Here is a 12,711-nt window from a genome sequence, read left to right as displayed (position 1 = left end):
CTTTTTTGACGAGCACCCGCCGCGTTGGCGGCCCAATGGTGCCCCCATCTGATGCCATCCATTTCTTCCCAGATTGCCGCCGAGCTGAAAGTGCGCCAGACGCAGGTGCAGACGGCCATTGACCTGCTCGACGGTGGAGCCACGGTGCCCTTCATTGCCCGCTACCGCAAAGAGGCCACCGGCGGCCTGGACGACGTGCAGATGCGCGAGTTGGAAGCACGCTTGGCCTACCTGCGCGAGTTGCATGACCGCCGCGCCGCAGTGCTCAAAAGCATCGATGAGCAGGGCAAGCTGAGTCCTGAGCTGCGCGCCGCCATCGAAGCCGCCCCGACCAAGCAAGAGCTGGAAGACCTGTACCTGCCCTACAAGCCCAAGCGCCGCACCAAGGGGCAGATTGCGCGCGAATTCGGCATCGAGCCGCTGGCCAATTTGCTGTGGGCCGATCCCACGCGCGAGCCGCACGCTGAAGCCGCCGCGTTTGTCAAAGCCGAAAAAGGCGAGGGCGGTGAGGACTTCACCACCACGCAAGCCGTGCTGGACGGTGTGCGCGACATCCTGAGCGAGCGCTGGGCGGAAGACGCCGCGCTGGTGCAAAACCTGCGCCAGTGGTTGTGGGCCGAAGGGCTGCTGCAAAGCAAGCTGGCGACGGGCAAGAACGAAAACGATACCGAGGTCGCCAAGTTCCGCGACTATTTCGATTACGACGAGCCGATTGGTCGCGTGCCCTCGCACCGTGCGCTGGCGGTGTTCCGTGGCCGGCAGCTTGAAATTTTGGATGCCAAACTGACCTTGCCTGAGGCAGAGACAGCGCCAGCAGCGCCCAAGACCGCAGCCACCCCCAGCCTGGCGGAGGGCCGCATCGCGCTGCACCTGGGCTGGAGCCATCAAGGCCGGTCGGCCGACGACCTGCTGCGCAAGTGCGTGACCTGGACCTGGCGCGTTAAGCTGTCACTCAGCACCGAGCGCGATTTGTTCGCCCGCCTGCGTGAAGACGCCGAAAAAGTCGCCATCAAAGTGTTTGCCGATAACCTGCGTGATCTGTTGCTGGCCGCGCCTGCGGGCCAAAAGACGGTGATGGGGCTGGACCCCGGCATCCGCACTGGCGTCAAGGTGGCTGTGGTCGACGCCACTGGCAAGCTGGTGGACACCGCCACCGTCTACCCGCACGAGCCGCGCAAAGACTGGGACGGTAGTTTGCACACGCTGGCCAAACTGGTGGCCAAGCACGGCGTGCAATTGATCGCCATCGGCAACGGCACCGCCAGCCGCGAGACCGACAAGCTGGCCGCCGACTTGATCAAACTGGTGAAAAAACAGGCCGCAACGCTAGAACCACAGGCGCAGATAGCTATCGAAAAGATAGTTGTCAGCGAAGCCGGTGCCTCGGTCTATTCGGCCAGCGAAGTCGCCAGTGCCGAGTTGCCGGATGTCGACGTCAGCCTGCGCGGTGCGGCCAGCATTGCGCGCCGCCTGCAAGACCCGCTGGCCGAGCTGGTCAAGATCGACCCCAAGAGCATCGGCGTGGGCCAGTACCAGCACGACGTGAACCAAAGCGAGTTGGCGCGCACGTTGGATGCGGTGGTGGAAGATTGCGTCAACGGCGTCGGGGTTGACCTGAACACCGCCAGCGCGCCGCTGCTCACGCGCGTGTCGGGCCTATCGGGCACCGTGGCCAAGGCGGTGGTGCGTTGGCGCGAGCAGCACGGTGCGTTTCAAACGCGCCAGCAACTGTTGGACGTCAGCGGCCTGGGGCCGAAGGCGTTTGAGCAAAGCGCCGGCTTTTTGCGCATCCGCAGCGGCACCAACCCGCTGGACATGACCGGCGTGCACCCCGAGACCTATCCGGTGGTTGAACAAATCATCGTCAAGACCGGCAAGCCGGTCGATCAGATCATGGGCCGTGCCGAGCTGCTGAAAAGCCTCAAGCCCGAGCAATTTGCTACCGAACAATTCGGCGCACCCACGGTGAAAGACATCCTGGTTGAGCTGGAAAAGCCTGGGCGCGATCCGCGCCCCGACTTTGCCGTGGCGCGCTTTAACGATGGCGTGGACGACATCGCCGATTTAACGGAAGGCATGGTGCTGGAAGGCACCGTCAGTAACGTCGCCGCCTTTGGTGCGTTTGTCGATTTGGGCGTGCACCAGGACGGGCTGGTGCACGTGAGCCAGTTGGCCAACAAGTTCGTCGAAGACGCGCGCGAGATCGTCAAGACCGGCCAGATCGTCAAAGTCAAAGTGCTGGAAGTGGACGTGCCGCGCAAACGCATCAGCCTGAGTATGAAGCTGGACGCCCAAGCGGGCCGACGCGACGGCCCGCGCGAAAACCGCTTTGAGCACGCCGGGCGCGGCGCTCGTGGTGGCTCCGGCGGCGGGCAAGGCCGGGGCCAGCCTGCGACGCAGAGCACCGCCATGGCCTCGGCGTTTGAAAAACTCAAAGGGTTGTCAAAGCGATAGATTGGACGCCAGCATGGCTTGATTTCGTGATCCTCTTTGCTTCTTGAATGAGAGCAATAAGACGGTGGTGTGAAGGCTGATAGACACTGGTTTGATGTATTTTTAATTGATTTTGACTGTCGAAGATCAAGTCGTAAATTCGTCTTGCCGTGACCTGCATGTCGGCCTTGCAACAGGCTGTGGCGTTAGGGTGGGGTTGTTCAGTTTTGTGGGGATTGATTCGTCATGCTGTTGCGCTCTGTTTCTGTGATGACCGTGCTGGCCTTGCTGGGCGCTTGCGCGCCGATGCCGGTGTACAGCGATACTTATGACGGCCCTTATGAAAGCCCTTATGGGGGTACTTATGGCAGCTCTTATGGCCGCTCTTATGACGGGTCATCGGTCGGTATGTATGACGGCTCGATGCGTGGCAGTGCGCCTACCGACAGCCAGGGTGCGGTGCGTTGCGAAAGCCAGGACGGCAGGCGACGTGAATGCGCTACCGGTTTTCGCACGCGTGCGCGGCTGCTCAACAACCTGTCGGACACGCGCTGCGTGGAAGGCCGCAACTGGGGCGACAGCGGACGCGGCAGCGTGTGGGTGCAAGGCGGCTGCCGGGGCGTGTTTGCCGAGGCTGGAGGTTATAGCGCAGGCACCTATGACGGCACGGGTGGTCGCTACCAAACAGGGGGTGAGCGCAGCACGGTGCGCTGCGAAAGCGACGATGGCCGCCAGCGCGAGTGCGCTGCGCCCGTCGGGCGTGGCCGTGTCGATCTGGTGCGCCAGTTGTCCGACACGCGCTGCATCGAAGGGCGCAACTGGGGCCAGCGCAATGGCCGCATTTGGGTCAGCCAGGGCTGCCGGGGCGAATTTGCCGTCAACCGTGGCGATGGCACTGGCGGCGTATATGAAGCGGGTGGCTATGGGGCGGGCGGTTACAGCGCCGGTGATGGCAGCGCTTATGGCCGCACCATCACTTGCGCCAGCGAGAGCGGGCGCACGACCACCTGCCGTTGGGATGTGCGCCAGGGCCGTCCGCGCTTGTTGCAACAGTTGTCCGACAGCCCATGTCAGGAGGGTTTGAGCTGGGGCGTGGCCCAAGGCGGCGATGTCTGGGTGAGCCGGGGTTGCCGCGGGCGTTTTGGGGTGCGGTGATGGACGCGTTGATCGGTACCGTTGACCCCAGTCAGGTGGGGCGTCAACGGCGTTGGCTAACATGGGGCGGCTCATCACCATTTTTTGAAGGCCCAACTGTTGAAAGACCAACCCATGCAAAAAATTCTCATCATCATCCACGCCCCCCCTTATGGCAGCGAGCGCTGCCTGTCGGCCCTGCGTCTGGCCGCGGCCTTGGCCGGGCGCGAAGGCAAAAAGCCTTTGCTGGACGTGTTTTTGATGTCCGACGCCACCGTGCTGGGCTTGCCCGGGCAGCAGGATGCGTCGGGCAATACCTTGCAGATGATGGTGGAAGAAATCATCAGCCACGGCGTGCCGGTGCGTGTGTGCAAGACCTGCGCGGGCAACCGTGGTCTGTTGGGCCTGTCGTTGATTGAAGGCGTGACCATCGGCACACTGGCCGAGCTGGCCGAGGCCACGGTGCAGGCAGACAAGGTCATCACCTTCTGACGCCTCCCGTAAAATTTAATCTCCCCTCACTTATTGCCCGCCCGTTGCAGGCGTTGAACCACCATGTCCCTGTTTTCCACCGTCGAAATGGCCCCGCGTGACCCGATTTTGGGTCTGAACGAACAGTTTGCAGCCGACACGAACCCCCAAAAAGTCAACCTGGGCGTGGGCGTGTACTTTGATGACAACGGCAAGCTGCCGCTGCTGCAATGCGTGCAGGCGGCCGAAAAGGCGCTGATGGCAACACCCAAGCCGCGCGGCTATTTACCGATTGACGGCATTGCCGCTTATGACGCGGGCGTTAAAAAGCTGGTGTTTGGTGCGGACTCTGAAGTGCTGCAAGCGGGCCGCGTGGCCACCGTGCAGGGCCTGGGCGGCACCGGGGCGCTGAAGATCGGGGCGGATTTCCTGAAACGCCTGAACCCCAGCGCCAAGGTGCTGATCAGCGACCCGAGCTGGGAAAACCACCGCGCCTTGTTCACGCAGGCGGGTTTTGAGGTGGGCACCTACCGCTACTACGACGCGGCCACGCGGCAGCTTAACTTTGATGGCATGCTGGCCGATTTGAAGGCCGCTGCGCCCGGCTCCATCGTGGTGCTGCACGCCTGCTGCCACAACCCCACGGGCTACGACATCACGCCCGCACAGTGGGATCAGGTGATTGCGGTGCTGAAAGCGGGCCAGCTCACGCCTTTTCTGGACATGGCTTACCAGGGCTTTGCCCAGGGCATTGCCGAAGACGGGGCGGTGGTCGGCAAGTTTGTCGCTGCGGGACTGGATTTCTTTGTCTCCACCTCGTTCAGCAAAAGCTTCAGCCTGTACGGCGAGCGCGTGGGTGCGCTGTCGGTGCTGTGCGCCAGCAAGCCAGAGGCGGACAAGGTGCTGAGCCAGCTCAAGATCATGATCCGCACCAACTATTCCAACCCGCCCACGCACGGCGGGGCGGTGGTGGCGCTGGTGCTGGACGATGCCAAACTGCGCGCGCAGTGGGAGGGTGAGCTGGCCGAGATGCGCAGCCGCATCAAGCTGATGCGCCAAAAGCTGGTCGATGGCCTGAAGGCGGCGGGGGTGAAGCAGGACATGGGCTTTATCACCACGCAGGTGGGCATGTTCAGCTATTCAGGCCTGAGCAAAGACCAGATGGTGCGCCTGCGCAATGAGTTCGGTGTGTACGGCACCGACACGGGCCGCATGTGTGTGGCCGCGCTGAACAGCCAGAACATTGACCACGTGTGCCAGGCCATTGCCAAGGTGATGGCTTGATGGAAAGCGCTGCACGCTGAAGTCACGGCGCAACCCCAGCAGCAGCCATGGCGTCGGATCAAGCCGTGGCCGTGGGTGAGGTGATGGCCAAAGTGCTTGCAGAGTCGGGCGCGCCAATCAACTCGCGGTGGCGCGGCAGCGTCAACCATTCGCTGCCAAACAGGGCGGCCAGCTTTTCAACCAGATAAACCGAGCGGTGCTGCCCGCCGGTGCAGCCAATGGCTACGGTGACATAGCTGCGGTGGTCGCGCGCCAGCGCAGGCAGCCAGGCGCGTAAAAAATCAGCAATTTGCACCAACATCTGCTGCACTTCGGGCTGGGCATCCAGAAACTGGACTACTGGCGCATCGCGCCCGGTCAGCGGGCGCAGTGCCGGATCGTAATGCGGGTTGGGCAGCATGCGCACGTCGAACACGTAATCGGCGTCCAGCGTGATGCCGCGCTTGAAGGCGAAGGATTCAAACACCAGCGTCAGGCTGGCGGCGGGGGCGGCCACCAGATCTTTGACCACCGCCAGCAATTGCGCGGTGCGCAGGGCACTGGTGTCGATGATGTGCGAGCGCTCGCGCAAATCGGCCAGCAGTTCGCGTTCGCGCGCGATGGCTTGCATGAGCGCTGGTTGCCCATCGGCATCGCTGGGCTGGGACAGTGGATGTTTGCGCCGGGTTTCTGAAAAGCGGCGCACCAAGGTCTGGTCGCTGGCATCCAGAAACAGCAGACGCAGCTTAAGGCCCTGGCTGCGCAGGCCATGCAGCAGCAAGGGCAGTTGCGGTAGTGATTCGCCACTGCGCACGTCCATGGCAATGGCCAGCTTGCGGCTTTGGCGCTGATCTTCCAGCGCGATAAAGGGCACCAGCAATTCGGGTGGCAGGTTGTCGATGCAAAAGTAGCCCGCGTCTTCCAGCGCGTGCAAAGCAATTGATTTGCCCGAGCCGGACATGCCGGTGATGACCACCAGTTCTTTGCCTTGCTTCATGTGCGGGCCTTTCGGGCACGTTGGCTTGGCTGGGCCGTGCGCACAGGTTGCAAAAGCTCCAGTGCGTGCGCCAGCGTGGTGTCTGAGATGCGTTCGCCGCCCAGCATGCGGGCCACCTCGCGCGTGCGCGCTTCGCCGGTGATGGCGTCCACCTGGCTGGTGGTGCTGCCGTGGCCTGATTGCTTGCTGACCAGCAGGTGGTGGTCGGCGCAGGCGGCGACCTGCGGCAAGTGGGTCACGCACAGCACCTGCCGGTCACGCCCCAGTGCGTGCAGTAATTGACCCACGGTGGCCGCCACGGCACCGCCCACGCCGGAATCCACTTCGTCAAACACCAGCGTGCTCGCCGTGCCCAACTGGCTGGTGCACACACCGATGGCCAGCGCCAGGCGAGACAATTCGCCCCCAGATGCTATTTTTTCAATAGCTCTTGGGGTAGATCCATCGTGCGCCGCCACCATAAATGTCACTGATTCCAGCCCATGTGAAGCAGGCTCGGCCAGGCGCTCCAGCCCGATCTGAAAACGTCCGCCTGCCATGCCCAGCTGCTGCATGGCTGTGCTGACTTGATGGGCCAGGCGCGGCGCGGCCTCAGCCCGTTGCTGCGACAGTTGCTGGGCCGCTTGCTGGTAGGCGCGCTGGGCCTGCTGTGCAGCTTGCTCCAACTGGGCCAGATCGGCAGATGCTTCCAGCCGCGCCAGTGCTTGCCGCCATTCGGCCAGCAGGGTGGCCAGCTCGGCAGGCGGGCGGCGAAAGCGGCGCGCCAGGCCCATCCACTGGGCCATGCGCGTATCCAGCGCGGCCAGTTGTTCAGGGTCGAGATCGGCACGCCGCAAATAGGCGTTCAGGCTGTGCGCCGCGTCGCGCGCCTGGTCTTGGCAAGATTGCAGCACGTCCAGCAAGGAAGCGAATTCAGGCTCGACCTCACGCTCGGCTTCCAGCGCGTGCTGGGCCTGCGCAAGCGCAGAAACGGCACTGACACTGCCGCTGTCGCTGCCATTGCCCGTGTCGCTGCCTTCCAGCGCGGCCACGGCCGCTTGTGCGGCGTCCATCAGGGCTTGCGCGTGTGACAAGCGGGTGTGGCACTGGCTTAAATCGTCCCATTCGCCATCAGTCGGGGCCAGTTTGTCGAGTTCACTGATTTGCCACAGCAGGCGCTCGCGTTCGGCGGCCAGACTGTCCTGGGCGGTGCGGGCCTGGTTCAACGCCTGTTGGGCTTGCTGCCATGTTTGCCATGCAGCGGCCACCATCGTGTTGTTGGCACCGGCGTAGGCGTCCAGCAACTGGCGCACGGCGGCGGGTCGCGTCAGGCTTTGCCAGGCGTGCTGGCCGTGGATGTCGGTCAATCCTTCGGCCAGTTCCCTCAACTGGCCGACGGTGGCGGGCGAGCCGTTGATCCAGGCGCGGCTTTTGCCGGCGGCATCGATGGTGCGACGCAGCAGCAATGCGTTGGTTTGGTCGTCAAAGCCGCGCTCTTGCAGCCAAGCTGTGGCGTTGGTCGGGGTGTCGAACTCGGCGCTGATTTCGCAACGCGGCTGGCCTTCTCGCACCCAAATGGCCTCGCCCCGGCCACCCAGCACCAGTTGCAAGGCATCGACCAGGATGGATTTACCCGCGCCGGTTTCGCCGGTCAGCGCGGTGAAGCCGTCGTGCAAGGCCAAATCCAGCTCGGGCACGATGACGAAGTCGCGCAGGCTCAGGTGGCGCAATGCCATGGTTACACGCCTCCTTCGTTCCAGTGTAATTTGGCCCGCAAGGTGTCGAAATAGCTCCAGCCGCGCGGGTGTAAGAAGCGCGCGCGAAAGTCTGAGCGCCGTACCAGAATGCGGTCACCGTGGTGCAGCGAGGCCAGCGATTGCATGTCAAAACTGGCGCTGGCATCGCGCCCGCCCACGATTTCAATGGCAATTTCCACCGGGTCGGCCACCACGATCGGGCGGTTGGACAACGTGTGCGGCGCAATCGGCACCAGCGCCCAGGCGGGCACCAGCGGGTGCAGCAGTGGCCCGCCTGCCGACAGTGCGTAGGCCGTTGACCCTGTGGGCGTGGCCACGATGATGCCGTCGGCCCGGTGGTTGGCCACGAAATGGCCGTTCACCTCTACGCGCAGCTCCACCATGCTGGCGGCGGCACCCCGGTTGACCACCACGTCGTTCATGGCAAAGGCTTCGAACACGCAGGCACCGTCGCGCACCACTTTGCCGTGCATCAGGCTGCGGTGGTCTTCTTCGTAGTCGCCTTGCAGCATGGCGGGCAGGGCGTCGCGGTAGCCATCCAGTGGGATGTCGGTGATAAAGCCCAACCGTCCCTGGTTGATGCCGATCAGCGGCGTGCCGTAGCGGGCCAGATGGCGGCCAATGCCCAGCATGGTGCCGTCGCCGCCCACCACCACGGCCAGATCGCATTCAGTGCCGATGCCGGACACGTCCAGGGTGGAAAACTGGGTCAATTGCAGCGCATGGGCCGTGCGCTCGGCCAGGATGACTTCGCAGCCCTGCTCTTGGATCAAAGCGCCAATGTCCAGCATCAGCGCCCGCGTGGATTCGGCCATGCCGTCGGTCGGCAAATCAATGTACTTGCCCACCAGGGCGACACGGGGGAACTTCAGGCTCATGGGCAAATTACATCATAATGAATACCATCCTTGATGGGCGTTGCATGGCTTATTTTTAATGCTTGATGACCGTTCCCGGCTGCTGCTCAAGGCGCTGATCGAGCGCTACATTGCCGACGGCCAGCCCGTTGGCTCGCGCACTTTGTCGCGCGAATCGGGGCTGGAGCTGTCGCCCGCCACCATCCGCAACGTGATGTCCGATCTGGAAGATTTGGGCCTGATCGTCAGCCCGCACACTTCAGCCGGGCGGGTACCCACGGCGCGTGGCTACCGGCTGTTTGTCGACACCATGCTGACCGCCCAGCGCGATCAATTGGCTACCCCGGCGCTGCTGCCCGACCAGCCGCAAAAGGTGATCGCCAGCGCCGCCAGCTTGCTGTCCAACCTGTCGCAGTTTGTGGGCGTGGTGCTGGCACCGCGGCGCAGCTCGGTGTTTCGCCATATCGAGTTTTTGCGGCTTTCTGAGCGCCGCTTGCTGCTCATCATCGTGGCCCCTGATGGCGATGTGCAAAACCGCGTGCTGTTTACCGATGTCGATTACGAACCGGCGGTGTTGATCGAGGCGTCCAATTACCTCAACGCACACTTCTCTGGCATGGCCATCGACCAGGTGCGTGCGCGGCTGCGGCAAGAAGTGGACACGTTGCGCAGTGAAATTGCGCAATTGATGCAAGCCGCCGTGTTGGCCGGGTCTGAGGCCATGAACCAAGCCCAGGATGAGGTGATCATTTCAGGCGAGCGCAACCTGCTGGCCGTGACCGATTTTTCCAGCGACATGAACCAGCTGCGCCGTGCATTCGACTTGTTCGAGCAAAAAGCACAACTCATTCGCCTGCTGGACGTGTCCAGCCAGGCTGAAGGCGTGCGCATCTTCATCGGTGGCGAAAGCCAGACGGTGCCAGTGGAAGACCTGTCCGTAGTCAGTGCGCCCTACGAAGTCGATGGACAAGTGGTCGGCACCCTGGGCGTGATTGGCCCCACACGCATGCCTTATGAGCGCATGATCCAGATCGTGGACATCACCTCGCGCCTGGTCGGCAACGCACTCAGTCAGGGCAAGCCAGGCGGTGCGCTCGGTAACCCGTAAAATCACGCACTTCTTCATCAGAGGGGCGTTAGCTCAGTTGGTTAGAGCAGGGGACTCATAATCCCTTGGTCGCAGGTTCGAGCCCTGCACGCCCTACCAAAATGTTAAATAGGATCAGGCACTTACGGTGGCGACGCAGTAGGTGTTTTTTCTTGCCTGTCGTCAGTCAATGCGAGATTCATGCCATGCTTGGAGGCATTGGCTTGCTGGCTGAGGTGGCGGTCAGGGTGCCGTGGGGCTGATGGGTTGGCCTTGAGCTTCCAACGTGGCGCGCTGTTGGGTGATGTGTTAAGCGTGCTGCTTGCAACCACTCATGGTTGACCTGTATTTTTGGCTTGAGCGTGATTTGACGCACCCGCATTGGCAATGCCTGCCGCCACATGTCCGGCGGGGACGTGGCGCGCGGCATGCTGGATGTGGCCGTTTTGGTCGTCAAAAAAGAAGTCGGGCTGAAATTCGCGCAAAAACTCGCCTTTAGGCAGGCCACCTAAAAATAGAGCTTCGTCCAAGGTGATGCCCCAGTGCAGCAGGGTGCGGATGGGGCGTTCGTTGGCGGGCGCGCTGCGGGCGGTGACCAAGGCGGTGCGGATGCGCATGGCTTCATTGCCCGTTTGTTGCAGGCGGTGCAGGGCCGTCAAGAATGGATGGAATGGGCCGGGTGGCAGGGGCAGGGCGGCTTTTTCGGATTCGTGGTTTTGAAACGCATCCAGCCCGTCGCTTTGAAACACACGCTCGGCCTCGTCGGAGAACAGTACGGCATCGCCGTCGAAAGCGATGCGCACTTCGGTGGGGTGCGCGTCGCTGGCACGCACGGCTTGGGTGGCCACTTGTGCGGCGGGGTAGCCCAGGGCCAGGGCCTGCGCCACGTCGGCCCCGTTGGCCGACAGGAACAGGTGCGCGCCCAGCGGCTTGAGGTAGTGGAATGGATCGCGCCCTTGCGTGAACACGCCGCGCTGGATGTGCTTGAGGCCGTGTGCCTGGGCCGAGCGGAATACGCGCATGCCGCTGACCGGGTCGTTGCGCGAGAGCATGACCACCTCGACCCGCTTGATGCCGCCGGTGTTGAAGGCCAGCAGTTTCTTAACCAACGAGAAGGCCACACCGGGTGCGGCGGGTTGGTCAATGCGGTCAAGCTGTAAACGGGTATAGGCGTGGGCGTCGCCGCTTTCAAATAAGCAGTTTTCTTCTTCAAAGTCGAACAGCGCGCGCGAAGAGATGGCGACGATGAGCTGATCTTTCAAGGTGCTGGACATATCAAATTTGATAGCTTAAAGCTCTTTATAGGCAAGCGATAAAGGTCTATTTTGCTTTAAATCTTGGGGACTGGTTTGCCCAAGACTGCATGTCAAGCCAGCAGGCCCGTGACCGGAGCTTTTCCGGTCAGTGGACGCGCACCCTTGAGGGGGAGGGGCGCAACAACGCGAGGCGCGTGGAGCCACAAGAGTAGGCTTATTTCACCCACTGGCTCAGTTGCATGATTGGCAGCATGATGGCGATGACGATCACGCCGACGATCAGCCCCATCAGCACGATCAGCAGCGGCTCCAGCACGGTTGCCAGGCGGGTGGCGCGGCGTTGTACGTCGTTGCCCAGTTGTTCGGCCACACGTTGGAGCATTTCGGGTAATTGGCCGGTTTGCTCGCCCAGGCGGGCAAACATGGCCAGCAGGCCGGGAAAGCGCTTTTTTTGCGCCAGCGCCGAGGCCAAGGTGGCCCCTTCACGCACCATGACCAAGGCGTCTTCAGCGTCGGCGCGCATGGCGGTGTTGCCCAGGGTTTCAGCGGCGGCTTGCAAGACCCGCAAAATAGGCACGCCGGCACCGGCCAGCATGGCCAGGGTGGAGCCAAAGCGCGCTGCGTTATAGCCGCGTGACAAGCGGCCCACCAGCGGCAGGCGCAGCCACAGGGCATCGAAGCGGCGACGCAAATCGGGCGAGCGCAAGGCCAGCCGCAGGCCCACAAACCCCAGCACCAACGCGCCCAGCAGCCACAGACCCCAGTGGCGCAAAAAGTCGCTGGCGGCCATGACGATCACCGTCACCATGGGCAGGGCGCGCTTGCTGCCCGAGAACACCGTGGCCACCTGTGGCACCACGTAAGTCATCAGCATCAGCACGATGACGATGGCAATCACGGTGACGATGGCCGGGTACAGCGCTGCGCCGACCAGCTTGGCGCGCAGGGTTTGGCGCTCTTCCAGGTCGTCGGCCAGGCGTTCCAGCACCAGCCCCAGGTCACCGCCTTGCTCACCAGCGGCAATGACGGCGGTGTACACGCCTGAAAACTCGTGCGGGTGCCGCGCCATGGCTTTGGCCAGCGATGACCCGGCGTTGACCTCGGCGCGCAGGCTGGCCATGACGTGGCGCTGGCGCTCGTCGTCTGATTCATCGGCCAGCGCGGTAAGCGAGCGCTCCAGTTGCAAGCCCGCGCCCACCAGCCCCGCCAACTGACGGGTAAAGATGGCCAGTTGCGTGCTGTTGAACGCGCGGCCACCCCACACCGGCCTGGACAGCGCGCTGCCCTGGCTGTCTGCGCTGCCGCTGCTGACCACGTCCACCGACAAGGGCACCAGCGATTGCCCGCGCAGCAGCGCCCGCGCAGCCTTGGCGGTGTCGGCCTCGACAATGCCCTTGCGGGTCTTGCCATCGGCTTGCAGGGCTTCAAAGGTGTAGGCGGGCACGGATTCAGCGTGGCGCGGTGGCGTGAAAAAGGT

General features: G+C 63.1%; 10 protein-coding genes and 1 tRNA gene. 6 read left to right on the top strand and 5 right to left on the bottom strand.

The genetic code is table 11. The features are described 5' to 3' along the window. Nucleotides 1–51: 51 nt before the first annotated feature. The 4 genes from ACK5NW_RS12590 to ACK5NW_RS12575 all read left to right on the top strand — a co-directional run bounded on the left by ACK5NW_RS12590 (nt 52) and on the right by ACK5NW_RS12575 (nt 5,322). A complete protein-coding gene (locus ACK5NW_RS12590) occupies nt 52–2,454 on the top strand; it encodes a Tex family protein (RefSeq protein WP_416928565.1) in 2,403 nt (800 codons plus the stop codon). 225 nt (nt 2,455–2,679) lie between these two features. Continuing rightward, entirely contained in the window at nt 2,680–3,588 is a 909-nt protein-coding gene (locus ACK5NW_RS12585) for a DUF3011 domain-containing protein (RefSeq protein WP_416928563.1), read from the top strand. A 114-nt stretch (nt 3,589–3,702) separates the two neighbouring features. Continuing rightward, nucleotides 3,703–4,059, top strand: coding sequence for a DsrE/DsrF/TusD sulfur relay family protein (locus tag ACK5NW_RS12580; protein WP_416928561.1), 357 nt, complete (start codon nt 3,703–3,705; stop codon nt 4,057–4,059). A 63-nt stretch (nt 4,060–4,122) separates the two neighbouring features. Next, a complete protein-coding gene (locus ACK5NW_RS12575; RefSeq protein ID WP_416928559.1) occupies nt 4,123–5,322 on the top strand; it encodes an amino acid aminotransferase in 1,200 nt (399 codons plus the stop codon). 58 nt (nt 5,323–5,380) lie between these two features. On the opposite strand, the gene rapZ is transcribed toward ACK5NW_RS12575, so the two are convergent. From rapZ to ACK5NW_RS12560, 3 genes are read right to left on the bottom strand one after another with little or no spacing between them, the layout of a single operon-like run. Next, complete coding sequence (gene rapZ / locus ACK5NW_RS12570) at nt 5,381–6,298, bottom strand: RNase adapter RapZ (RefSeq protein WP_416928557.1); 918 nt, start codon at nt 6,296–6,298, stop codon at nt 5,381–5,383. Further along, nucleotides 6,295–8,013 carry a DNA repair protein RecN gene (gene recN / locus ACK5NW_RS12565; RefSeq protein WP_416928555.1) on the bottom strand — a complete coding sequence of 573 codons (1,719 nt, stop codon included), beginning with the start codon at nt 8,011–8,013 and terminating at the stop codon, nt 6,295–6,297. Before recN ends, rapZ begins: the two co-directional genes overlap by 4 nt. Nucleotides 8,014–8,015: 2 nt before the next feature. Next, complete coding sequence (locus ACK5NW_RS12560) at nt 8,016–8,912, bottom strand: NAD kinase (RefSeq protein ID WP_416928553.1); 897 nt, start codon at nt 8,910–8,912, stop codon at nt 8,016–8,018. Between the two features lie 58 nt (nt 8,913–8,970). On the opposite strand from ACK5NW_RS12560, the gene hrcA reads away from it, so the two are divergent. Further along, nucleotides 8,971–9,999, top strand: coding sequence for a heat-inducible transcriptional repressor HrcA (gene hrcA, locus ACK5NW_RS12555; RefSeq protein ID WP_416928551.1), 1,029 nt, complete (start codon nt 8,971–8,973; stop codon nt 9,997–9,999). Between the two features lie 22 nt (nt 10,000–10,021). Continuing rightward, nucleotides 10,022–10,098: transfer RNA gene (locus tag ACK5NW_RS12550), tRNA-Ile, on the top strand. A gap of 212 nt (nt 10,099–10,310) precedes the next feature. Here the strand turns inward: ACK5NW_RS12550 and ACK5NW_RS12545 are convergent. Together ACK5NW_RS12545 and gspF are read right to left on the bottom strand one after the other, a co-directional pair. Continuing rightward, nucleotides 10,311–11,252, bottom strand: a complete 942-nt coding sequence (locus ACK5NW_RS12545; protein ID WP_416928549.1) for a 5'-nucleotidase — start codon at nt 11,250–11,252, stop codon at nt 10,311–10,313. 196 nt (nt 11,253–11,448) lie between these two features. Then, entirely contained in the window at nt 11,449–12,678 is a 1,230-nt protein-coding gene (gspF, locus tag ACK5NW_RS12540) for a type II secretion system inner membrane protein GspF (RefSeq protein WP_416928547.1), read from the bottom strand. Nucleotides 12,679–12,711 lie beyond the last annotated feature (33 nt).

Source organism: Ottowia sp., assembly GCF_047975795.1.
GTDB lineage: Bacteria > Pseudomonadota > Gammaproteobacteria > Burkholderiales > Burkholderiaceae_C > Ottowia.
This window is presented reverse-complemented; position numbering and strand designations above follow the sequence as displayed.